The organism is Paenibacillus montaniterrae, assembly GCF_018403185.1.
In the GTDB taxonomy this organism is placed as follows: Bacteria; Bacillota; Bacilli; order Paenibacillales; family Paenibacillaceae; genus Pristimantibacillus; species Pristimantibacillus montaniterrae.
In genome coordinates this window covers 174,257-197,413 of record NZ_BOSE01000006.1, presented here as the reverse complement: position 1 = coordinate 197,413, position 23,157 = coordinate 174,257, and the positions used below count along the sequence as shown (strand labels likewise).

The 23,157-nt window shown below is 47.8% G+C and carries 17 protein-coding genes; 10 read left to right on the top strand and 7 right to left on the bottom strand.

The window, feature by feature from the left end; genetic code table 11:
* From KJS52_RS16435 to KJS52_RS16420, 4 genes are read left to right on the top strand one after another with little or no spacing between them, the layout of a single operon-like run.
* Positions 1-786: an SDR family oxidoreductase gene (locus KJS52_RS16435; protein WP_213517252.1), complete on the top strand. Its 786-nt coding sequence runs from the start codon at positions 1-3 to the stop codon at positions 784-786.
* Positions 783-1,973, top strand: coding sequence for a M20 family metallopeptidase (locus tag KJS52_RS16430; RefSeq protein WP_213517250.1), 1,191 nt, complete (start codon positions 783-785; stop codon positions 1,971-1,973). Before KJS52_RS16435 ends, KJS52_RS16430 begins: the two co-directional genes overlap by 4 nt.
* The gene (locus KJS52_RS16425) at positions 1,974-3,269 is read left to right on the top strand and encodes a pyridoxal phosphate-dependent aminotransferase (RefSeq protein WP_213517248.1); all 1,296 of its coding nucleotides are present in this window, start codon (positions 1,974-1,976) and stop codon (positions 3,267-3,269) included. It begins immediately after the preceding gene.
* Between the two features lie 25 nt (positions 3,270-3,294).
* A complete protein-coding gene (locus tag KJS52_RS16420) occupies positions 3,295-4,197 on the top strand; it encodes a dihydrodipicolinate synthase family protein (RefSeq protein ID WP_213517246.1) in 903 nt (300 codons plus the stop codon).
* A 126-nt stretch (positions 4,198-4,323) separates the two neighbouring features.
* On the opposite strand, the gene KJS52_RS16415 is transcribed toward KJS52_RS16420, so the two are convergent.
* Positions 4,324-5,232, bottom strand: a complete 909-nt coding sequence (locus KJS52_RS16415; RefSeq protein WP_213517244.1) for an ArsR/SmtB family transcription factor — start codon at positions 5,230-5,232, stop codon at positions 4,324-4,326.
* Between the two features lie 143 nt (positions 5,233-5,375).
* Here KJS52_RS16415 and arfA point away from each other — a divergent pair, with 143 nt between their 5' ends.
* On the top strand, positions 5,376-6,887 hold the full coding sequence (gene arfA / locus KJS52_RS16410; RefSeq protein WP_213517242.1) for an arabinosylfuranosidase ArfA: 1,512 nt from the start codon (positions 5,376-5,378) through the stop codon (positions 6,885-6,887).
* A 111-nt stretch (positions 6,888-6,998) separates the two neighbouring features.
* Here arfA and KJS52_RS16405 read toward each other — a convergent pair whose 3' ends face one another.
* Entirely contained in the window at positions 6,999-7,787 is a 789-nt protein-coding gene (locus tag KJS52_RS16405; RefSeq protein WP_246563667.1) for an AraC family transcriptional regulator, read from the bottom strand.
* A gap of 224 nt (positions 7,788-8,011) precedes the next feature.
* On the opposite strand from KJS52_RS16405, the gene KJS52_RS16400 reads away from it, so the two are divergent.
* Entirely contained in the window at positions 8,012-9,427 is a 1,416-nt protein-coding gene (locus tag KJS52_RS16400; protein ID WP_213517233.1) for an ABC transporter substrate-binding protein, read from the top strand.
* 127 nt (positions 9,428-9,554) lie between these two features.
* On the opposite strand, the gene KJS52_RS16395 is transcribed toward KJS52_RS16400, so the two are convergent.
* Entirely contained in the window at positions 9,555-10,199 is a 645-nt protein-coding gene (locus KJS52_RS16395) for a DUF2306 domain-containing protein (protein WP_213517231.1), read from the bottom strand.
* A 364-nt stretch (positions 10,200-10,563) separates the two neighbouring features.
* Here KJS52_RS16395 and KJS52_RS16390 point away from each other — a divergent pair, with 364 nt between their 5' ends.
* Positions 10,564-10,764, top strand: a complete 201-nt coding sequence (locus KJS52_RS16390; RefSeq protein ID WP_213517229.1) for a cold-shock protein — start codon at positions 10,564-10,566, stop codon at positions 10,762-10,764.
* 112 nt (positions 10,765-10,876) lie between these two features.
* Positions 10,877-11,092, top strand: a complete 216-nt coding sequence (locus KJS52_RS16385) for a cold-shock protein (RefSeq protein WP_213517227.1) — start codon at positions 10,877-10,879, stop codon at positions 11,090-11,092.
* A gap of 90 nt (positions 11,093-11,182) precedes the next feature.
* Here the strand turns inward: KJS52_RS16385 and KJS52_RS16380 are convergent, their stop codons facing one another.
* The 4 genes from KJS52_RS16380 to KJS52_RS16365 form a co-directional block, all read right to left on the bottom strand.
* Positions 11,183-15,100 (bottom strand): endo-1,4-beta-xylanase, encoded by a 3,918-nt coding sequence (locus KJS52_RS16380; protein ID WP_213517225.1) that lies wholly within the window; start codon positions 15,098-15,100, stop codon positions 11,183-11,185.
* Between the two features lie 280 nt (positions 15,101-15,380).
* Entirely contained in the window at positions 15,381-17,390 is a 2,010-nt protein-coding gene (gene tkt / locus KJS52_RS16375) for a transketolase (RefSeq protein WP_213517223.1), read from the bottom strand.
* A 26-nt stretch (positions 17,391-17,416) separates the two neighbouring features.
* Positions 17,417-19,096, bottom strand: a complete 1,680-nt coding sequence (locus tag KJS52_RS16370) for a ribulokinase (protein ID WP_213517221.1) — start codon at positions 19,094-19,096, stop codon at positions 17,417-17,419.
* 35 nt (positions 19,097-19,131) lie between these two features.
* A complete protein-coding gene (locus KJS52_RS16365; RefSeq protein WP_246563664.1) occupies positions 19,132-20,184 on the bottom strand; it encodes an NAD(P)-dependent alcohol dehydrogenase in 1,053 nt (350 codons plus the stop codon).
* A 294-nt stretch (positions 20,185-20,478) separates the two neighbouring features.
* Between KJS52_RS16365 and KJS52_RS16360 the strand changes: the two genes are divergently transcribed.
* On the top strand, positions 20,479-21,705 hold the full coding sequence (locus KJS52_RS16360; protein ID WP_213517219.1) for an ROK family transcriptional regulator: 1,227 nt from the start codon (positions 20,479-20,481) through the stop codon (positions 21,703-21,705).
* A gap of 14 nt (positions 21,706-21,719) precedes the next feature.
* Entirely contained in the window at positions 21,720-23,117 is a 1,398-nt protein-coding gene (locus KJS52_RS16355; RefSeq protein ID WP_213517217.1) for an ABC transporter substrate-binding protein, read from the top strand.
* The last annotated feature ends 40 nt before the right edge of the window (positions 23,118-23,157 follow it).

Below are 23,157 nucleotides of genomic sequence, written 5' to 3'. Positions count from 1 at the left end.
ATGACAACTTCAATGAATGGGAAAACCGCTATCGTTGCGGCGGCGAGCAAAGGACTGGGAAAAGCGGTTGCGAGCGAGCTGGCGGCAAGAGGCGCGAACGTTGTGCTGTTTAGCCGGGATTTGGCGGTGGCGGAGCAGACTGCTGCGGAAATTGCCGCTGCTACAGGCTCGTCGGTAATTGGCCTGCAGGTCGATGTTTGCAAGGAAGACGATATTCGCACCTGCGTCGAGCAGACGGTCAATGTATTTGGCGGGCTGGATATTGTAGTGACGAATAGCGGCGGACCGCCAGCGGGCATATTTGAGCAATTGCAGGAAGAGGATTGGTTTTACGCGTTTGAGCTGAATCTGATGAGCATTGTGCGTACGGTGCGCTATGCGCTGCCGCATTTGAAGGAACGGTCGGGGGCGATTGTTAATCTCGCTTCGTCATCTGTCAAGCAGCCGATTGCTGGCTTAACGCTGTCCAACGTAATGCGCACGGGAGTAGCGGGCTTAAGCAAAACGCTGTCGGAGGAGCTTGCCGGCTACGGCATTCGCGTCAACACAGTAGCGCCAGGGCGCATTGATACCGACCGTGTGCGCAGCCTGGATCAGCTGCGAGCGCAAAAAGCAGGCATTACGCCCGAGCAGTACAAGGCGAAAACAGAAGCGGCAATTCCGCTTGGCCGCTACGGCAAGCCGGAGGAGCTGGCAAAGGTAGTTGCATTCCTTTGCTCGGATGATGCGAGCTATGTGACCGGGCAAACACTGCTCGTCGACGGAGGCATGGTGAAGTCGATATGAGGATGGACGAATTAAAGCTGAAGCTGGGAAGTGAAATCAAAATCGAACGTGTGCTGCAGGTGCTGGAGCGGCTAGTTGCGTTTCAGAGCGTGAATCCCGGTGGCAAGGAGCAGGAGGCGGCGCACTATATCGCAAATTTTATGCGAGCAGCAGGCTGCGAGGTGTCGTTGCAGGAGGTAGAGCCTGGACGGCCTAATGTAATTGCCGTGTTGAAGGGCTCCGGTCGAGGGAAGTCGATCATTTTCAATACGCATATTGATGTCGTGCCGGCGGGAGAAGGTTGGAGCAGCGATCCGTTTACGATGCAGGTTGATGATGGCCGCGTTATCGGGCGCGGTGTGATGGATGCGAAAGGTCCGCTTGCGGCGATGATGGTGGCGATTGAAGCGATCGCCAGTGCAGCAATTGCGCTTCCTGGAGATATCATTTTGGCTGCGGTAGTCGATGAGGAGGCTGCCAGTCTAGGCGCCAAAGGCTTGCCGCAGGAGCTGACTGCTTCCTTTGCCGTAATTGGCGAAGCGACGAATCGAACACTCGCTATTGCTCATCGCGGCAGCATTCGACCGATTGTTGCGGTTAAGGGCGTATCTGCTCATTCCTCTACGCCGCAGCTTGGCAAAAATGCAGTTTCGCTAATGGCCAAGGCGGTTGTGGCACTCGATCGATTTGCTGAGGAGCAGCTTGTTCATCGCACTCATCCGCTTACCGGGCAATCCTCGCTTGCCGTAACGATTATAAAGGGCGGCATAAAGGAGTCGATGATTCCGGATTACTGCGAGGCGCTTATTGATCGGCGCTTAATTCCCGGCGAGTCGGAGCAGGCTGCGCTTGAGGAAATGATGAACGTATTGGAGAGTGACCCCCAGCTTGCAGGGCAGGTCTATATTGAGCGGATGATCCCGACAACCGGCACAGCCTCGGAAACGAATGAGCAGCATGAGCTTGTGCAGCTCGGCAAACAGGTGCTGGCCGATGTGTACGGACAGGAGACGGTCATTACCGGTCTGACCGCCAATTGTGACATGACGCATTTTGTTGCGAAAGGAATTCCGGCGGTTATTTACGGTCCTGGCGATTTTAGCATCGCCCACAAGGTTGACGAGTGGGTAACGATTGATGAGCTGGAAAAAGCCGCTTATGTGTATGCCTACTTTGCATTAGAGGCGGCGTCTCAAGTGGAAGCTTAGGTGAAAGCTGAAGCGGAGCAACAGCCTGCGGACTGCAAGCCGCGGACCGCTTATTACAAATTTGATCGAGGTGAGCTGGCGATGATTGCAGAACAAACAAATAACAACCTTCTGGCTCCTTGGACAGAAAAGCTGCTGCCTTCGCCAACGGCAGAGCTGGAAGCAAAGGTTGCTCGCATGCAGCGGGAAGGGAGCAAGGTATACCGCTTCGGGCTGGGCCAGCCTGATTTTCCGACCCCGCCGCATGCCAAGCAAGCAGCGATAGATGCAATAAACGATAATTTTACGGGCTACACCGACACAGCAGGCATTTTATCCTTGCGCCAGGCTGTAGCGCGCTCCTTGCAGGAGCAATGCGGCGTGCACTACGAGCCTGATGAGATTGTCGTCTCGATTGGCGGCAAGCATTCGCTATTTAATGCGATTAATACGCTGCTGCAGCAGGGCGATGAGGTGCTGCTGCCAACGCCGTATTGGGTTTCCTTCCCGGAGCAGATCAAGTTCGCAGGCGGCATTCCCTGCTTAGTGGAAACAGATGCCAGCTCAGGCTACAAGGTGACGCCCGATATGCTGGAGCAGGCGGTCACCTCGGCGAGCAAGCTGCTTATTTTGAATCAGCCGAACAACCCTTCTGGCGCGGTATATACGCGTGCGGAGCTGGAGCAAATTGCACAATTTTGCATACGCCATAATTTGTGGGTAATTAGCGATGAGGTATATTCCTGCTTCGTGTTTCAAGAGGAAGGCTTCACCAGCATTGCCAGTTTGCCCGGGATGAAGGAAAGAACGATTGTCATTAACGCGGTTTCGAAAAGCTACAGCATGACTGGCTGGAGAATTGGCTATTCCGCCTCTCCGGCACATGTAGCAGCGGCCATGCTTAAGCTGCAATCGCATACGACTAGCAATCCTGCCTCGATTGCCCAAGCCGCTGCGCTTGCGGCGCTTGATGGGCCGCAGGACAGCATTAAGGAGATGCGCAACACGTATTTGGCAAGGAGAGAAGTGCTTGTTGCAGGAATTCGCCAGCTTCGCGGCTTGAAATGCCTGGTGCCGGATGGTGCGTTTTATGTCTGGGTAGATGCTTCGGAATGGCTGGGCAAAACATTATGCGGTCAGGTTATTGATTCGGTGGACAAGCTTGCTGATGTGCTGCTTACTGAGGGCAATATTGCAGTCATGCCGGGGACCGGCTTTGGCAGCGGCAAGCATTTGCGCTTGTCCTATGCGATATCCATGGCGGAAATTGAGGAAGGATTGGAGCAGCTTGGCAAGCTGCTGGGCTACAAGCTATAACGACGACACGAGAGGGTGAAGCAGGATGAAGGCTGCACAATTGAAGGCTCAGCTGAAAGGGATTTATGTACTCGCCATCACGCCATTTACTGCGGATGGATCAGCTATTGACGAGGCGGCGCTGGCGCGCAATATCGATCATTATATTGCTGCGGGCGCTCATGGTATTGTTGTAGGCGGAACGTACGCCGAATATCCTAGTATGACGGCTGAGGAGCGCAAAGCGTTGTTCCGATATGCCGCGCAAGCAGTGGCTGGCAGAGTGCCGCTGCTATGCTGTACAGCAGCCAGCGGAACGGCGGAGGCGATTATGCTGACCGAGGCTGCCAAAGAATATGGCGCCAGTGGTGTTATGGTTACGCCGCCTTATGTTTCGGAGGTGCGTCCGACTGATATAGCCTACCATTTTCAGCTGCTGAATGACGCGGTCGATTTTCCAATCTTTATTTACAACAGCGCAAGCATTGGCGTGCATTTAACGCCTGAGGAAATTAAAGGGCTTGCTGAGCTGTCCAATGTTGCAGGAGTGAAGCAGGGTGCGACAGATTTGCATGCGCTTGTTCGCACGCAAGCCTATGCAGGGGACAAAATTGCCGTTATGTGCGGTTCTGACGGACTTGCTCTAGGCGCGATTGCTTCAGGGCTTGCAGGCTGTACGTCTACCAATGCCAACTTTATGGCAAGTGAATTTGTAGCGCTGTACGAGGATATTAAGGCAGGGCGCCAAGAGGAAGCGATCGAGCGCTACTACAGCTGGCAGCCGATTCGCGAGCTTGCCAAAAAGTACGGTCAGCCTGCCATGGTCAAGGCTGCGCTGGACATTGTCGGCTTGCCTTCCGGCCCGGTACGTGCTCCTTTCCGTTCCCTGGATGATGCGGCCAGAGAGGAAATTCGTCAAGTTCTAAAACAGGTTGGTATTATTTCTTAGCTTTTTGGGAAAAATGCAATATTACTCCCCCTTGGTAATGTATGCATATAAGGCTGCTGGTTGAATCGAAGGATTCGATCAGCAGCCCTTTGCATATACGGACTTGTGCTTGGGGCAAATCAGAAGCTAATCGAGCTCGGTGTAATAGCTTCTGACTACGATGTCCTGATCGTAGTTGCCGAAGCCGCGGCCGTAAAGCGTCAAGCCGCCGCGCCCCTTCTTCAGCTCCTCGGCGCTAATTCGAAAGCTCCAGTAGCTGGCGGATGGATCAAGGGCATCAATCGTCATGCTTGAAATTTTAACGCCGTCAATAAAGGCGCCGCGTTCATTCAGGCGCAGCACCTTCAGCATGCCGTACTGGTTGACGTCGCTTTTCCACCAGGCGGGTGTCAATCTGCCTCTTTGTTCGCCAAAATCGCCCGGGCTAGTCCATGTTCCGAGCAGCTGCTGATCCAAATAAAAGCGGATATCAGACGGCCAATGCTCGTTAACCTGAGGCGCCTCCGAGCCGATTTCCATTGAGATTTCCAGCTCGGTCAGCCGCTGGTCGCCCAGCAAGTAATTTGGAATTTTATATTCAACAAAGCCTCTGGCAAACCAGAGAATACCGGCATTCATCCTTTCGGGCTCAAGAAAGGAAACGGGGTCATCGTAATGGCCAATAATTTTTTCAGTTGTTGCTATGCCGCAGGTCGGTACTGCCTCATGCTCTGAATAATGCCCGACAGGAATGGCTGTTTCTTTGAAATATGTCTCTCGTTTGGCAGGGGATAGCTTAATTTGCATAAATTCGCTCGTTACGAAGCAATATTTATATGTTCCTCCATCAATCCGTCTCATTTGACTGCCGACAATGCCCGCCTTTTCCAGCTTGCTCACATGGCTGCTCACAACGGCATTGCTTAAATAAAGCTCGGCAGCCAGCTCTTTAATATGCATTTCCTTTATGAATAGCAGGTCGATAATTTTAAGGCGGATGTCGCTCGCAAGCGCCTCATACACCTGCAGGGAAGCTGTGTTCGTTGTTAAAAGCATATTGCCTCTCCTTTAGAATTATGAATTTTACGAATCCTGATGATTTTAATTGTATCAATAACTATAATATGATACAAATTTAATGAGAATATCAAGCTATAGAATTTGGTTATAAGTTAATTCTAAATAGGGAGGCTGCGAGTATGGCTTTGAAGTCTAACATGTTAATCGATAAGCACTTTGTCATTTCTTCTGTAGACAAGCGTATATATGGCTCATTTATTGAGCATTTGGGTAGAGCGGTATATGGGGGGATCTATGAGCCTGATCATCCAACTGCTGATCAACAAGGCTTTCGCCAGGATGCGATAGAGGCGATAAAGGCGCTGCAGGTACCGATTATTCGCTATCCTGGAGGAAACTTCGTATCGGGCTACAATTGGGAGGATGGCGTTGGTCCTAAGGAGCAGCGCAAGCGTCTGCTTGAGCTTGCGTGGTGGACAACGGAAACGAATGAGGTTGGCACGAATGAGTTTGCTGACTGGGCGAAGCTGGTCGGCACTGAGGTGATGATGGCAGTCAATCTTGGCACAAGAGGGATTGACGCTGCTCGCAATCTGGTTGAATATTGCAATCATCCTTCCGGCTCATACTGGAGTGACTTGCGTATTTCCCACGGCTATAAGGAGCCGCATCGCTTTAAAACATGGTGTCTCGGCAATGAAATGGACGGTCCATGGCAAATTGGCGCGAAAACGGCTGAGGAATATGGCCGCATCGCCAATGAAACAGCGAAGGCGATGAAGTGGGTCGATCCGACAATCGAGCTGGTGGCATGCGGCAGCTCCAGCAGCGGCATGAGCACATTTGGCTATTGGGAGGATACGGTGCTTGATTTGTGCTACGAGCAGGTTGATTATTTATCGCTGCATGCGTATTACAACAATAACAACAATGATACAGCCAACTTCCTGGCGTCGTCGATGAATCTCGATCATTTCATTTCGAGTGTCGCTTCGATTTCGGACGCAGTTCAAGCTAAAAAGCGCAGCAAGAAAAAGCTGATGCTGTCGCTTGATGAATGGAATGTATGGAAAACGATCGGCTCAAGCCGTGCGGAGGAACGCTGGCAAATCGCGCCGCCTGAATTTGAGGATGTTTATACCCATGAGGATGCGCTGGCGCTAGGCTGCTACTTGATTACGATTTTAAGGCATGCGGATCGCGTAAAGGTGGCTTGTTTAGCTCAATTGATCAACGTTATTGCGCCAATTATGACAGAGCGCAATGGTGCGCTATGGCTGCAAACAACGTATTATCCGTTTCTTCATGCCTCCAAATACGGCAGAGGCAAGGCGCTGCAGGCGATTATTGATTCGCCGAAATATGATTCCAAGGACTATACAGATGTTCCATATCTTGAAGCGATTAGCGTGCATGATGAGGAGCAGGACATCATTACAATATTTGCTGTCAACCGCCATTTGAGCGAGCAAATGGAGCTTGATGTTGATTTGCGCAGCTTTGGCAATGTCAGTCTGCTTGAGCATATTGTGCTTGAGCATGACGACTTGAAGGCGATCAATACGAAGGATGCTCCTGACAATGTCGTTCCGCATAATGGCGGCAAAACAACGATTGATCAGGCCAATGTTAAAGCGCTGCTGTCCAAGGCTTCCTGGAATGTTATTCGCTTGCAGGTTAATGCCCGTTAAATTCAACCGGGTTAACGATTAAGGCAGCTAAAGATTGGATACTAGAACACTATTGAGATGCATCGTCAGCTTATGCAATGCAATTAACTGACGGTGCATCTTTTTTTGTACTTATATAATGTTTTGCTTGATAACAATTGAAGGAGAATAGCCCTTCGTCCTTTTAAACACCTTGCTGAAGTAGTATATATCGCTAAACCCGCACTGCTCGGCAACCTCCGTTACGCTGAATTGTCCGGCGGCAAGCAGGCGCTCTGCTTGATTAATGCGAATTCGGTTCAAGTAGGCTTTAACGGTAAAGCCAGTGTTCTCTTTAAACAGCTTGCCTAAATAGACGGCATGCAGATTGATCATGTGCGCGAGTCTGTTAATTTCGATCTGGTCGGCAAAATGGAGATGGATATAATCTAAAATTTTTTTTATTCTTGGGTCGATGTTGGACTGGACTCTGCAGAAATACAATTGAAACAAATGATTTAGCAGCAGCATAAACAAGGCGCGTTCTTTAAATTTGCTAAAGGTAGGCTTAAGTGAATGGACTTGTTGAATTTCTGTAAGATAGGCGAGGATGTCCTGATTCATTTTATTTTTAAGCAATGCTCCAAATGGCAGCGATACGTGATTGTCATTCAACCAGTGAAAGTTAACGGCGAAGGTATGCACCGGACAGGCTTTGTACGTATGCGCTTCACGAGTACTGCCGCCCTTGATGTAAACAATATCGCCAGCCTGAGCTGTGAAGCATTGTCCATCAACGTTAAAGGCAGCTTTTCCATCCAATATAAAGTAGAGCTCATGGAAACCGTTTTGTCGCTTTGGAATAATCCAATCTGGAGTATTTTTTCTTTCTACAAAATGAATAATGTTCGGATTGAGATATTCAAATTGTTCTATATTCACACGACTCTCCCCCTTACAATAGCAATACTGCTTACGGAAGATTTTACATCGTTTACAGCCCATTACAACCTGTGAAAAGCTTGGACATTTAGTCTGAAAAGTATGTTTAATTTTTACAAATAATCTTTAAATGCTCTATGGTGGTACAGCTGAGAGCATTTATATAATTTGGTTATGAAAGCGTTATCTAAAGAATGGGCTGACGATAAAAAGGGGGATCGCAAATGAACACTCGGAAAGTGCTGTTCGTTTTATGTAGTTTGATGCTTGTATTTATGATGGCTTGCAGCAATGGCGGCAATGACGGGAGCAGTACGACAGGAGACGGGGGAGCTGTAAATGATTCAGACGCTTCTAACGCTAGCAATAATGGTGGCAATGCTGCTCCAGATGATAATTCTTCCGAGCAGACGGAAGAAGAATCCGTTAATCCTAATGCAACGCCTGAGATGGATTTTGATATGGGGGGCAGAACGTTAAAGCTCGTTTCCTGGTATGACGAGTCAATTCAGGAGAATAGCCCGGACGGGATTCAGATGAAGGCTAATCTGGATGCTCTTATGGAGAAGCATAATTTCAAGGTAGAATATGTCGTTGTAGACTATGGCGAGTATAAAGATAAGGTTACGGCTTCACTAATGGCCGGCGAGCCGATTGGAGACATTATTCGATTGGCAAGACCATGGATGATTCCTACGCTGGTCAAGCAGGATCTATTCTGGCCGCTCGATGATTATGTGACGAATGATAATGCGTTTGTTTTGCAATATACAAGCGAGCTGTCACAGTTTGACGGCGAAGGCTACGGCTTCCGGATCGGAGTTGCTGGCGCATCGCAAGGTGTTTTCTATAACCGCACCCTGATGAATCAGCTCGGTATCAAATCGCTTCAAGAATATGTTGATGCGGACAATTGGAACTGGGATACCTTTGTCCAGGTTGCCAAGGAAGCGAATCAGGATACGAATAACGATGGCAAGCTCGATACGTGGGGGCTTGCATCAGACTCGATTCTAATTCAGGCTTTGGCTGCCAATGAAGCAAGCATGTTCGCGGAAGGACAGCAAACGCTTGAAGATCCTAAAACGCTGGAAGCGTTGAACTTCATTTCCCGCCTTGCAACGGAAGCGGTGGCAAGACCGACGGAAGGGGGAGACTGGACTGAGCCGAAGCAGTTTTTCATTCAAGGCAATACGCTGATGTTCGCTGGTGCGGATTATGAGATGGATTCCTTTAATACGGATATGGCGGACTACGATATCGGTTTCCTGCCATTCCCGAAAGGACCTAGTGCAACAGGCTATCATTCGTTCAATACGATTCCAAATTATTACACCATTCCTAAGGCAGTAGAGAATCCCGAGCAAATTGTATATCTGTGGGAAAAAATATATGATATAGAATCGGTGTATGACTATCCAAGACAAGCGGATCTTGAGAAATGGTTCCAAAACGAAGCGGATGTACAGAATGCAAGAACGGCCGGGGAAAGCATAAGAGTTATTGAAGGAATAGACGCTTATCCGTCAATGCCATACTATGAATTTGTTGGCGAGCTGCGCGAAGGGGTTTCCGTATCGACTGTCATTGAGAAGTATAAGGAGCCGTTCCAGGCAGCGGCCAATGAGCTTTGGCAGTAACTTCATATAACTATAATTGTCATAATGCAGGCAAGACTATAAATGATTAGCTAAAACCCGTTTTCGAGTCGGAGGCAGCGTAAGCTGCTTGGCTCGAAAACGGGTTATTGATTTTCTATACCCTTTCTTATGAAAGTCGATGAGCAGTTCGTCGGATGATCCACTCTGCAATGATAAGATTCGGAATCCAGCAAAGCCAGGCGATGGCGCGGTAATACAGCTCAAACATTTCAAATCCAAACAACAGCATGCAGATTGGTAAATATATGCGCAGTGTGACTGCAGCAAAGGTCAGCGCATAATTGCGCAGCATCCATTTCTGATGACTTCGTTGATCTCTATTCACAACAATAGCTCGATACCCTTTTATAATGGTGTAAATCCATAATAAAGAAAGCAGTAAGAAGGCTAACGTAGATATCCATCCGCCAGTAGCTTTGAAAGCGATAAACAGGCCGCTTATGCCAGAGAAGAGAATACAAACGCTATAGATTTTACCGATTATTCGATGAAAACCGATAGCTCTTTTTCTAAAGGACTCGATAAATTGGAGCCAGCCAATCAATAATGCGATAATACCAGTAGCGATATGCAAATATAGCACGATGTAATAAATGTTGGATAGCTGCATATGCTGGTTTAATTTGTTTTGGATAAGTCCAGAGGATGTTACACCAAAGAAAAAGTTTGTAATAGTCAAATACGTACTTACGCCTATGGCAAGTAATGAGACTGCGATTAACCAAGTCCGTTTTGAACGCAGGTTAGACATGAGACTCCTCCTACTGAAGATCGTTTGTTTACGTTCATTTTATCTGATGCCGAGTTTAAATGAATTGGTCTATAGTTGGGTTGAATCTCAGTCGGAGGGAGGATTAAGCAAGATTATGAGTAGGCGAACCGATTATTTTCTTGAACGTTAGAGAGCAGCGTTAACAGAAAATTTCAATACTGGTGATATAAGAAAATACTTGTTGGCATTTCTATTCAATGTGTGTTATAATGAGTTATTGAAATAACGAACAGAGTGATATTTGCATGATGTGAGGTTATTAGTTATTCAATAACCGCAAGCAGCATGCAAATTTTTTTTATTTCAGTAAATTTTGGGAACAATGAAAAGGTGGGTTTATTTAATGGAAACAGGTACAGTGAAATGGTTTAATGGTGAAAAAGGATTTGGATTTATCGAGGTTGAAGGCGGAAGCGACGTATTCGTACATTTCAGCGCTATCGTAAGCGAAGGCTATAAAACATTGGAAGAGGGTCAACGCGTTGAATTTAACATTGTTCAAGGCAACCGCGGTCCTCAAGCAGAAAACGTTGTAAAACTTTAGTACATGAACGAATTGCCCCGAACAACATGCTTGGGGCAATTTTTTTACACTAATTTCAGTCGGGCAGCTATCGAGTATCCTTGATAAATTAGGAATAGAAAGAGGGGAGCACATGTATAATTCTCGAAAAAAACCATTAGAAGATATTCCAACTGAGTTAACTGTAATATGGTCATGCACGAACGAGAACTGCAAGGGATGGATGAGAGACAATTTTTCTTTTTCCGCAACTCCCGAATGCCCTAAATGTCATTCCTCGATGATCAAAGGTGAAAAGATTCTGGATGTAGTGGAAAACACGAGTCCAATTATATCCGAACGCAAGTAATTCACAGCATGAATAGGGGTTGCTCAGAAGTCAATGTTCATTGACTTCTGGCAACCCCTATTTTTATTGCATATTGCTTGCTTTCAGTTTTTACAGCTTCCAGATACGGTATAGAATAACGGCTGCTTCAGCGCGAGTAAGTGAATCCTGCGGAGCTAATTTTCCGTTTTTACCGTTAATAATGCCGCTTTGCACAAGCGCTTCAGCTTGAGCTTTTGCATATGGCGCTACATAATCAGCATCGCTGAAGCTGTCTAGCGAGCCAGCTTCTTCAAGCTGCTTGCCTGCTTTAGCAAGTGCTCGTACGGTCAGCACCATCATATCCTGACGAGAAATGCTGCTATCAGGCTTGAAGGTATTGTCGTTAAAGCCGGTAGCGATCCCCAGCGTCTTCGCAATTGCCAGCTCCTCATAGTAGCTTGCATTGTCCTGTACATCGTTAAACATCGATGTGCTGCTAACATCAGCCTTGAGGCCAAGTGCTCGAACTAGCGAAGCGATAAAGTCAGCGCGATTAATCGGCGTATGCGGAGCAAAGCTGGTTTCCGACGTACCCGTTATAATATCGCGTGCTGCCATTGTATGGATCGCCTGCTGCGCCCAAGGCAGATTAGCTACATCGCTATAGGCATGGGCAGCATATGCAACTGCGAAGCTGCCTGGTTCGTTTGTTTCGAAGATTACAGCGCCTGCTGCATCATAGCGGCTGTTTGCAATGGTGACGGCGCTGCCGTTTTCGTCGAGACGCCATACAACGATGCTGTCGTGATTCAGCTCTGCTTCTGGCTTGTAAGGAATTGAAATCGTAGCTGCGTTGCTATTCAAGCTGGCCACAGCTTTATTGTCAGCTAGCAAACTAACGCTTACTGTCGGACGGTCGCCAACCTTTTCGCCTGCTGCTGTATCAAGCTGCTCGATAGAACCAGGGGCAACACGAATAGCGAGCTGCTCCGCGCTGCTTGCTGCATTAAGTAGAGACTGAGCAGACAGAGTAATCGTTGCCAATTCTGTTTTAATGATAAGATCGGCTTTATCGTAGTTTTGCAATCCTTTGGCTGGCAGCTGCACTTCATAGGAAGCAGCATTTGCTTGCTTGGTCAATTCAATCACAACTTGCTTTTGTCCATTTGCATCGGCAGCAGCTTTTGCAATTGCTTGGTTAAGCTGCTCGGCTGTCACTTGGCCGACGATATGATTGTTGTTGTTCGTTAATGCAGGTGTAATGGCATTACTATCCCCGCTGCTGGCAGGTGGAGTCGTACCTGGATTCGTGCCCGGATCAGGATTTGGATTGCCGCCCGGGTTGCCGATCGTATCAACTAAGGTTAATATGCCAAACACAGCCGGATTTTCAAAGCCGCGACCCGTTAAATCGTTCCAGGTGGCAATGCTTTGACGAGCGCCATCCTTGGCGTCATTAATTTGCAGGTCGAAGCCGATTTCGGTATTTTTCGCTGGCGTAATCGCTCTAAACGGAATTTTCACTTCAACTGTGTAGCCGGACTCCGTTACATGAGTAGCGGATTCGAAGCCCTCAGCTATGCTTTCCGGATTAAATGAGCCGGCATTTTCGAAGTTAACGCGATATTGACCGTCATCATCCTTATAATAGGTTGCTTTATCGTTCTTTTCATCGATGAAAACCTCGATTGAATCCTGCTCCCAGGCATTTGCATTCGATTTATCCAGTTCGGAGTCGCTCACCTGGAACAGAACGTACAGATTTTCTTGATCCCACAACGCTTTCGCGACACCGTTCGCTCCTTGCCATGCCATTTGATAACGGTTGACTTGCAGGCTTGGCGCGTTATTCCAAATGCCGTCGATCTGACCGTCAATTACTGGCGTACCAAATACTGCCTGGCCGCGGTTGGCCTCAACCTGTTCGCCTCCGTCATACTCCTCGATAAATTTCTCAGGATCTAAAATGGCGTAATAAGCAGGCTTAGCCTTCAGATTTCTATCGAATAGTAGCGGGCTTTGCGCCGCTCTCCAGCTTGTTGCATCATTTAATCCCCACAGCGTGACGCGAGAGATATGCTCTGCATTTTCCTTGTACAGCTTGAATAGCTGCGCATACAGATAAGCCTGCTGCTTCGCTTGCTCCTCCGTCAGCACATTGTCGCTGCCAGCGGTAACATCCAGTTCAGTTACGCCAACCTCAACACCGAGGGAAATGAACTTTTCCATAGAAAGGCGAACATTTTCCGGGTTCGTGTTCAAGTTGTAGTGCGCCTGCATGCCGATGCCGTCGATCAGCAGCTCGCCATTATTTTCTGCGGCATAGCTTTCGTTAATTTCTTTAACCATTTGATAAATGGCTTCTGCTTTGCGTTGATTGTCATCGTTGTAGTCATTATAGTACAGTTTAATGTCCCAGCCGTTTTCGTCGATCACTTCCTTCGCAAAGCGGAATGCATGCTCGATATAGTCAGGACCGATCGCTTTCAGCCAACCGGATTGACGCAGGGAAGCCTTCCAATCTTCCGGATTCGACGGGTTGTCATTCATTGCTTCGTTGACAACATCCCAGGAAATAACGTTATCTCCGAAATGCGCAACGGCTGTTTTGACATGAGTTTCAAGGTTAGCCAGCGCTTGCTCGCGCGATAGCGGATTGCCATTGACATCGGTATGAAGCGCTTCGCGCGATTGCTGATGCCATACCAGCACGTGTCCGTGAATTTTAAAGCCTTCATTCAGCGCTTTTTGCACAAGCTCATCTTCAGTCGTAAAGTCGAAATTGCCTTCATCATCGTATGCATAGCTTGGTTTCATCGCATTTTCTGCGGTGACCAGATTATGATGCATTTTAAGCAGCTCCAGGCGCGTTCCTTCTAATTCGCCAAGAGAGATGGCGTTCCCAATCAGGAAGTAGTCCTTATAGGCGTCCTTTAGCGGCGTTAAATCGCGTTCGATATCGATAATGCCCGTGCCAGTTGGCTCAAAGGTAATATCGTCAATGTAGAAGGAAGCCGTGCTGTTGTTCGAGCTTTCCACGTAAATCGTCAAATACTCATTGCCAACACTGCTGTAACGGTACGTTCCTTCAAATTTAACCCAACCATCCTCAACGCTAATGGTTTTGCCCTGCAAATTGTTATAGCTTGCTCCGTCACCATTTCCTACCTGCGTGGACAGCTGTAGCTGTGCTGAATCTGGAGAAATCAGCTTAACCCAAGCGGAAATGCGGTACTCCTGGCCTTTATCGACATATTGCTCGACGCGCAATGAAGGGCCATGCCAAGTGTTGTTGCGGTTTTCTACCTTCAAGGCATACTTGCCGCCTTCGGTATGATTCGCTTCATCGGTAATAGTTAGTTGCTCATCGCCATGTCTGCCTTCAAAGCCGCCAAGCTGTTCATCTTCAAAAGTAATAGGCGCAAATGGCTTGGCAGGTGGACGCTCCTCCTCAGGCTCCTCCTCGCCAGTGTTTTCTTCGGTAGTCGTAATTAAAATATCGCCAATGAAGAAAGGCACCTCAGCACCTGCTGAATTCGACTGAATACGCAAGGCGCGGTCAGCATTGCCATCTCCATTTGGCTCCGTATTTACCGTATACTTGCCTGTTAACGTAAAGGCTTGCCCAGCAGTCAAATCTGCCGGCACGTACAAACCATTATACGTATCTACATTTTGCAATAGCGCCTGTGCGCCTTCTGGTACGGTTGTATCAGCGGCAACGAAGCCTGTCACAGTAATGGTATATGCTTTGCCGTTTTCCATACCGACACTGCTGAATGGAATATCAGCGCCATTCCAGCCGGCCGATCTTTCTGTTAGGTGAATCGCATTGCCGTCTTCATTGCCTGCAAAGATCGCATCCGAGACAGCTGTCAGCTTTGCGCCAGCCGGAGTGGCTACGCCTAAACCGCTTTCAAAAGTTTCATGGTATACGACTTTTTCAGGATTCGACTCTGCCTTTGTAGCAGGAGCGAGCCAGCCTGATGGAAGCAGCAGTGCAACTGCAAGCATCACCGACATCCACCTCGTAAGTTTACCTTTCATCCGATACATTCCCCCTATTAGATTTAGTAGAAATAGCGAAGCGACATCAATTGAAAGCGCTTAACTATCCCTAAGCTTGATTATAACGGTACATAATTTTCCTTTTTACCTGAATAACTTTACAATCTACTTCACTTTTTAAAGAAGATTGTGGAAATTGGCACGAAAAGCAGGGGACGCATCATAAATAGCCGCAGACGGTTCGTCTGCGGCTCGTTGAATTCCATATAAGGGGGAGAGAAAGCTAATATAATGCCATGCGAAATCGTGCATGGCAGCCTTACTGCAGCTCTAGCAGTTTCTTAACGCGTGCCGCTACTTGCACGACGCTAAAGCCATACTGCTCGATGATTGTATCTCCAGGAGCGGAGGCGCCGAATTTATCAATTGCGATAATGTCTCCTTCATCGCCGACATAGCGCTCCCAGCCTAGAGAAGCCGCCATTTCAATGGCAACCCGCTTCTTGATGGATGGGGGAAGCACAGTATGCTTGTATTCCGCTGGCTGCTGTTCGAAGCGATCCCAGCTAGGCATGCTCACTACTGCAACGTCAATTTGCTCCTTGGCTAGCATTTGTTGAACCTGCAGCGCCAGCTGCACCTCGGAGCCTGTTGCCAATAATAAAGCGTGCGGTTTGTCAGAATTTCCTTTGGACACCGTATAGGCGCCTCTGGAAACGCCATCGTAGGCAAGCAGATGCGAATCCTTCATCGTAGACAGATTTTGTCGGCTAAGCACAAGTGCAGTTGGAGTTGAGGTTGATTCCAGTGCAATTCGCCAAGCTGCTGCTGTTTCATTGGCATCGGCAGGGCGGATAATGGACAGGTTCGGCATAGCTCGCAAGGAAGCTAGCTGCTCGATGGGCTCATGCGTTGGCCCATCCTCGCCAACTGCAATGCTGTCATGCGTAAATACATAGGTAACAGGCAAACCCATAAGCGCTGCAAGACGAATCGCAGGACGCAAATAGTCGGAGAAAACGAAAAATGTGCCTGCGTACGGCTTCAACCCGCCGTGCAGCGCCAGCCCATTTAGCATGGCGCCCATCGCAAATTCTCTAACGCCGAACCAAATGTTTTTGCCTTGATAGGATTGCGGTAAAAACGGCTCCGAGTGCTTGATCATCGTTTTGTTGGAGCTGGCAAGATCGGCAGAACCACCGATCAGACTTGGCAGCTGCTGGCTTAAACGGTTGATGATTTCTTCGGAAACGGCGCGGCTTGCAGCTTCGCTGCCATATTGATATTGGGGCAACGCCTCCTGCCAATTCAACTCAAGCTCATTATGAATTGCCGTCTGCAGCTGCTTGGCCAGCTCAGGATAGGCAAGAGCATATTGCTCCCATAATGCCTGCCATGCTTGTTCCTGCCTGATTCCTTTTTGGGCGACCTCTTCTTCAAAATGAGCATAGACCTGCTCAGGGATGTAGAAGGCTTCTTCATGCTTCCAAGCCAAGGCTTGCTTGGTCAATTTAGCTTCCTCGGCACCTAGAGGAGAGCCGTGCGAGGCAGATTTGCCTGCTTTGTTGGGTGAGCCGAAGCCGATCGTCGTTTTCACCTCGATCAAGGTCGGCTTGGCGGAATCGGATTTGGCAAGCTCAAGTGCCTGCAGGATTTGCGAGATGTCGTTGCCATCCTCAACCTTAATATATTGCCAGCCCTGCGCCTCGAATCTCAGCTTAACATCCTCGGAAAATGTCATATGCAGCTCGCCGTCAAGCGAAATATCATTGGAATCGTACAGTACAATCAGCTTGCCCAGCTGTAAATGCCCTGCGAGCGATGCGGCTTCGTATGAGATGCCCTCCATAAGATCGCCATCGCCACAGATGACATACGTAAAATGGTCGATGATGCTCATAGAAGGCTGGTTATACACGGCGGCCAGATGCTGCTCGGCAAGCGCGAGGCCTACCGCTGTAGCGATGCCTTGCCCAAGCGGTCCGGTAGTTGCGTCGATGCCCGGTGTATGCTTATATTCGGGATGGCCTGGCGTCTTGCTTTGCCATTGGCGAAATTGCTTTAAATCTTCTATTGAAAGGGGATAGCCTGACAGATGCAATAAGCTGTAGAGCAGGCTTGAGCCGTGGCCAGCGGAAAGCACGAAGCGATCGCGGTTAAACCAGGCTGGATTTTTCGGATTATGCTTCATATGTCGAGTCCATAGGGCATAGGCCATAGGAGCACAGCCAAGCGGCATGCCGGGATGGCCGGAGCCGGCCTGCTCGATCATATCAATCGCAAGGCTGCGCAACGACATAACAGATAGCTGCTCGATGCTAGTATTCATATATGCACTTCCTTTATCAGTGTAGTTTAATTGCTGTGAAAGGCTTCAATATGCTGAGCCAGTTCGAGATACTGCTTATATTTGCTTTCATATAGCTGCTGCTTGCTGAAATCAGGATCATAATCTGTTTCGTATGGCTCGCAGTAAACGCGCTGCGCTTCCTCAATGCTGGGAAACAAGCCGCATGCTACAGCGCCATAAATCGCGGCTCCTTTGGCACAAACCTGATCCTCCTTGCTGATCATAATCGGACGTCCTAGAACATCGCTCATCATCTGCATAATATAAGGAGATTTTTTCGCTATTCCGCCAATGATGATAATGCGATCAATGCTTAGTCCGTGCTCGAGGAAGCTGTCAAAAATACGCTTGGCTCCGAAAACTGCAGCGGCAATCAGCGATTGATAAATCGCAGGAGCGGTGCTGCCGAGATTCAAGCCAGCAATCACACCTTTAACATTTTCATTCAGCACCGGATATCTTCTGCCGTTGAACCAGTCCAGCGCGGTCACTTGGCTTGCGTCGAGCGGAAGCTGCTTGGCAGCGGCTTCGAGCTGGACGAGCAGCTGCTGTTCGGCTTGCTCCTGCAGCTGTTGTTTTTGCTGCTCGTTTAAGCTGTCCATATGCTGCAAAGTGCTCGAAAGCGGCCACATTAAGACGGACTTGAACCAAGCGAAAATATCGCCAAATGCAGCTTGTCCAGCTTCAATTCCTACATAGCCGGGCACGATTGAATGCTCGGCGATTCCGCAAATCTGCTTCATTTCCTTGCCGACCAGACGCTCGGGCTGTTCAATCATCATATCAACAGTGGATGTTCCAACAACCTTGACTAGTGTGCGAGGCTGAATGCCTGCGCCGACTGCTCCGGCATGCGCGTCAAATGAGCTTCCGGAAATGACGACCTGCTCATTGACGCCCAATTGAGCAGCCCATGCTTTGCAAATCGTACCTGCTGCTGTATCAGCGTGGCTTGGCCCGGCTCCGTATCTTTGCTTGACGAGCAGCAGATAGGGATCGAGCTGCAGCAGCACCTCGTCAGCCGGCAGGCCTTGAAAATGGCTGTGCCAAAGCGCTTTATGGCCTGCAGCGCAGGAGGAGCGGTACATTGCCTGCGGGTCGCTTTGCCCAAGCAACAGATTGACAAACCAATCGCAATGCTCGAGCCAAGAGTAGGCGGCTTGCTTCACCTGCTCATCGCTTCTGATCGTATGCAAAATTTTTGCCCAGAACCATTCCGAGGAATAGGTGCCTTGATAGCGTGTATAGTCGATTTCAGCAGCGGTAGAAAAAACAGTATTTATTTCCTCGGCTTCGGCGACGGCGGTGTGATCCTTCCATAGATGAAACATAGCGTTCGGATTGCTTGAGAATTCACTCTTCAAAGCGAGCGGCACGCCGTTTTCATCAATAGGGCAGGGCGTTGAGCCTGTCGTATCGATGCCGATGCTGCGCAGCCGCTGTCCAGCCTGTTCGCCAGCATTGTTAAGTGCAGTTTTGAAAGCTTTTGTAAAGGCCTCGATATAATCCAATGGATGCTGTCTGAACTGACTAATAGCTTCATTGCAAAATTGTTTTGTCGACCAGCGTGGGTAATGACAGGCCGCTTCAGCAAGTGTTGTTCCTGTTGCGCCTTCCACCATAATGACTCTTACAGAATCACTGCCAAAATCTACTCCAGCAACAATTGTGCTTTCTTTTTCCACGCATAGCCCTCCATTTCGTACATATAATCGAAAATTTAGTCATGAATGCGAATGACGCATTTGGTAACCTTATCTTTATGCTGGATCGCTTTTTCCATTGCTTCCTGTATGCGGCTAAACTCGAATACGTCGGACACAATCGCTTTTAGTGGAATGCTGCCGCTGGCAACAGCCTCAATTGCTTTAGGATATATGTTGCGGTAGCGGAATACGGTTTTAATCGTTACTTCATTATCGATAATGTTGTTCACATGCATTTGCGCCTTGCCGCTGCTCGTATAGCCAACGAGTACAATCGTACCGCCGCGCTTAACTAATTTGGCAGTTTGCATTATCGTTGCCTCTGAGCCGGCTGTTTCAAATACATAGTCAGCGCCTTCGCCGCCTGTAAGCGACATTACCGCTTCAATTGCATTGGTCTCGCTGGCGTTGATGGTATGGGTGCAGCCTAGCTCCTTTGCTTTGTCGAGACGATTCTGCACAAGATCAACAACTGTAATCGTGCTTACGCCCATGCTTTTTAAAGAAAGCATCGTCAGCAGCCCGATCGCTCCAGCACCAAGGATGACGGCAGATGAACCTACCTGAGCGCCAGATTGCAGCGCGGCATGCATGCCGACCGCCAAAGGCTCCATTAAAGCGCCTTCCAATGTGCTTACGTTGTCAGGAAGCTTGAAGCATAAATTCGCAGGATGGGAAATGTACTCTGCGAAGCAGCCTTCCAGCACAGGCAAAGATGCGTAGAAGTAAACATGCGGACAAAGATTGTAACGACCTGATTTGCAATAATCACATGTATAGCAAGGAATCCCAGGTTCAACCGCGACGCGGTCGCCAGGTTTGAGCGAGGTTACATTTTTCCCGACCGCTTCAACAATTCCGCCAGGCTCATGTCCGAGCACGATCGGCTCTGTAACATGCTTTTCACCGATAAAACCGTTTTCAAATAGATGCATATCTGAACCGCAGATGCCTACGTAGTCCAGTTTAATAAGAACATCATCATCCTTTACTTGAGGCAACGGCTTCTGCTCAAAGTCCAGTTTGCCGACTGTATTCATGATCGCTACTTTCATCGTTTGACTCATATCAATTTCTCCTCGTCTAATTCAGTGTTAGTATTAAAATATACCCATATCATAAATTATAAAGTTTATCATGTAAACATTTAGATTCGAAAAAATTTATTAATTCAATGTGGAATATTCAGCGATTCGACAAATTTCTTACGATGTTTATCGAAAATCAACGAAATTAAATCGATATTTCTAGTTGACAACGCTTCCAGTGTGTAATATATTCTAATTGTCGAACGAACAAAAGTTGAATATGTAAATTTTTTGTCCAATAAAAGTTTATATGATAAACAGAATGGAGGAAAAATGAAACGAGCACAAAACATAGATGAAGTAAAAAGAGCGAATCGCGGCCTCGTCTTAAACTTGCTGCTAAGACATCGCATCATATCAAGATCAATGCTTGCAGTGAAAAGCGGGCTTAACAAAGCAACGATTACGAATATTATTAATGAATTTGAAGAAATGGGTGTAATCAAGGAACAGGGTCCAATTCAATCTGAAAACGGTCGTAAAATTACCGGCATCACCTTGGCGCTTGATGATGTAGTATCCGTTGCCATACGAATTAATCGCGACGCGATTGAGTTTGCTTTATGCGATATTCAAGCGGCAGTGCTGCAAGAAAGCATGGTGGAAATTAATAAGGATACTCCGGTGGAGGCGATTCTTTCTATCATTTATGAAGGGATCGACAGAATGATCGCATTGGATGCAGGCAAAAAGGTGCTGGGCATCGGGATTGCCATAGTCGGCCCACTAATGACCTATAACGGCCAAACGATAGCCAAAGTCTACGATATGCCCGAGCTGTCCAAGGTTGATTTCCAGAAGCAGATTCAGAGCAAATACCCTCATATGAAGGTTTACATTGATCATGATGCTAACGTATCTGCCTTAAGGGAATGGAGAGACTACGTAGAAGAAACAGGAAATACGAAGGGCATTATGATGTATTTGAACCTGGGTGACGGGATTGGCGGCGGGATTATTATTGACGGAAATTTGATTCGCGGCAAGAACGGAATCGCAGGAGAAATTGGCCATATGGGCATTAATTTCAACGCCAAGCGCAATGAATTTAATAAAGTAGGCATATTGGAGCGCTATGCGGCGCCTAAAAACCTGGTGCGCCTGGTAGAACAGCGCTTGCATGAGTTTCCGCACAGCCAGCTTCACGAGCATTCTACGATTAACGATATTTATCATTACTATGAAAAGGATGATGAGCTGGCGGTTTGGGCAGTCAACCAAATGGCGTGGTTTCTATCATACGGAATTAAAAACCTGCTCTATATATTGAATCCGGACACGATCGTGTTTGGCGATATGATTGTCAATTCGCCTAAGCTTATCGCGCAGCTTAAAACGAATTTGAGCAGTGACCTGCCAGAGGAAATTGTCGATTCGATTGATATTCGCATTTCTAAATGCGAGAAGGGCGGCATGCTGGAAGGGACAGGCTTGATGGTAGTTAAAAAGTATATGGATTCACTCGATATTATCGATTTTATAGAAACACATTACGGTTAATGGAGGGTCAACTTATGAACAAACAGATGAAAAATGCAGTAAGCTTACTATCGGTAGCTGCACTATTCGGCTCATTATTAGTCGGCTGTTCTGAAAATAACGGCAGCGCTAATGGAGACAGCGGCAATAATAAGGGCAAGGAAGTGGTGCTCAATATTGCGACAGTAAACAACAATGATATGGTCGTTATGGAAGAGATGACTTCAGAGTTTACTGCAAAAACAGGCATCAAGGTAAATTATACGGTTCTGTCCGAGAATGAGATTCGTTCGAAAATTACTCAGGACGTTGGCTTGGGCGGCGGACAATATGACTTGTTTACAATTGGCGCACAGGATTCAGCCGTATATTTGGATAATGGCTGGACCGAGCCGCTGGACGAGCTGTTGAATGGAATGAGCGATGAGGATAAAGCATGGTATGACCTGGACGATGTTTTCCCGGTTGTAAGAGATTCTCTATCCTCGCAAACTAAAGGGCTAGGGGCACTGCCTTTTTACGCAGAAACGACCTTATTGTTCTATAATAAAGAGATTTTTGAAGCAAAGAACTTGACGATGCCGGAAAATCCAACATGGGAACAAGTGTATGAGCTGGCAGTACAGGCGCAGGATAAAGCGCAAGGAATAGCAGGCATCGCATTGCGCGGCTTGCCAGGAAGTGGGCAAAACATGTTCATTTTCAGCTCCATTGCCAACGCATTTGGCGCGCAATACTATGATGTGGACTGGAATGCTACCTTCAATACGCCAGAAATGAAAAATGCAATTGAGTTTTACAAGAAAATTTTAGCTGACGCTGGTCAAGCGGGGCCAACCTCTACCGGCTACACAGAAGCATTGAATTTGATGTCAACAGGCAAGGCTGCGATGTGGTATGACGCCAGCGTTTCTGCTGGAACACTCGCCAACTCTACGGATTCACAGGTTTCCGGAAAAATCGGATATGCAATGGCGCCGCTTCAAGTGAAGCAGGACGCAACCAATACGATCGGTGGCTGGGGCTTGGCGATCAACGCTTCCTCTAAAAACAAAGATGCTGCATTCAAATTTTTGACATGGGCGACAAGCAAGGAATATATCAGCCTTGTTGGCGAGAAAAAAGGCTGGGAAAGCACGCCATCAGGCACTCGCGTTTCTACGTATGACAATGAAAACTATAAGCAAGCCAGCGATTTTGCAGATATAACTAAAAAAGCAATCCTGCAGGTGGATTTCTATAATCCTTCAATCAATAAAACGCCATATACGGGCAACTCGATTCCAAATATGGCTGAATATTCTTCCTGGGGTGAGCAAATCGCCCAATTGCTTGCATCCTATCTAGTCGATCAAAAATCAATTGATGCAGTTTTGGAAGAAGGACAAAAAATCTTGACCGATGTAGCTGTTGCAGGAGGATACGTGAAGTAACAAGTACTGCATTCTCCAAAATTACTGGTACGGAGATGCT

Excerpts from the sequence above, each read along its gene's own strand:
- KJS52_RS16435 (WP_213517252.1), top strand. The coding sequence starts at position 1 with ATGACAACTTCAATGAATGGGAAAACCGCTATCGTTGCGGCGGCGAGC.
- KJS52_RS16430 (WP_213517250.1), top strand. The coding sequence starts at position 783 with ATGAGGATGGACGAATTAAAGCTGAAGCTGGGAAGTGAAATCAAAATC.
- KJS52_RS16420 (WP_213517246.1), top strand. The coding sequence starts at position 3,295 with ATGAAGGCTGCACAATTGAAGGCTCAGCTGAAAGGGATTTATGTACTC.
- KJS52_RS16415 (WP_213517244.1), bottom strand. The coding sequence starts at position 5,232 with ATGCTTTTAACAACGAACACAGCTTCCCTGCAGGTGTATGAGGCGCTT.
- arfA (WP_213517242.1), top strand. The coding sequence starts at position 5,376 with ATGGCTTTGAAGTCTAACATGTTAATCGATAAGCACTTTGTCATTTCT.
- KJS52_RS16400 (WP_213517233.1), top strand. The coding sequence starts at position 8,012 with ATGAACACTCGGAAAGTGCTGTTCGTTTTATGTAGTTTGATGCTTGTA.
- KJS52_RS16395 (WP_213517231.1), bottom strand. The coding sequence starts at position 10,199 with ATGTCTAACCTGCGTTCAAAACGGACTTGGTTAATCGCAGTCTCATTA.
- KJS52_RS16390 (WP_213517229.1), top strand. The coding sequence starts at position 10,564 with ATGGAAACAGGTACAGTGAAATGGTTTAATGGTGAAAAAGGATTTGGA.
- KJS52_RS16385 (WP_213517227.1), top strand. The coding sequence starts at position 10,877 with ATGTATAATTCTCGAAAAAAACCATTAGAAGATATTCCAACTGAGTTA.
- KJS52_RS16380 (WP_213517225.1), bottom strand. The coding sequence starts at position 15,100 with ATGAAAGGTAAACTTACGAGGTGGATGTCGGTGATGCTTGCAGTTGCA.
- tkt (WP_213517223.1), bottom strand. The coding sequence starts at position 17,390 with ATGAATACTAGCATCGAGCAGCTATCTGTTATGTCGTTGCGCAGCCTT.
- KJS52_RS16365 (WP_246563664.1), bottom strand. The coding sequence starts at position 20,184 with ATGAGTCAAACGATGAAAGTAGCGATCATGAATACAGTCGGCAAACTG.
- KJS52_RS16360 (WP_213517219.1), top strand. The coding sequence starts at position 20,479 with ATGAAACGAGCACAAAACATAGATGAAGTAAAAAGAGCGAATCGCGGC.
- KJS52_RS16355 (WP_213517217.1), top strand. The coding sequence starts at position 21,720 with ATGAACAAACAGATGAAAAATGCAGTAAGCTTACTATCGGTAGCTGCA.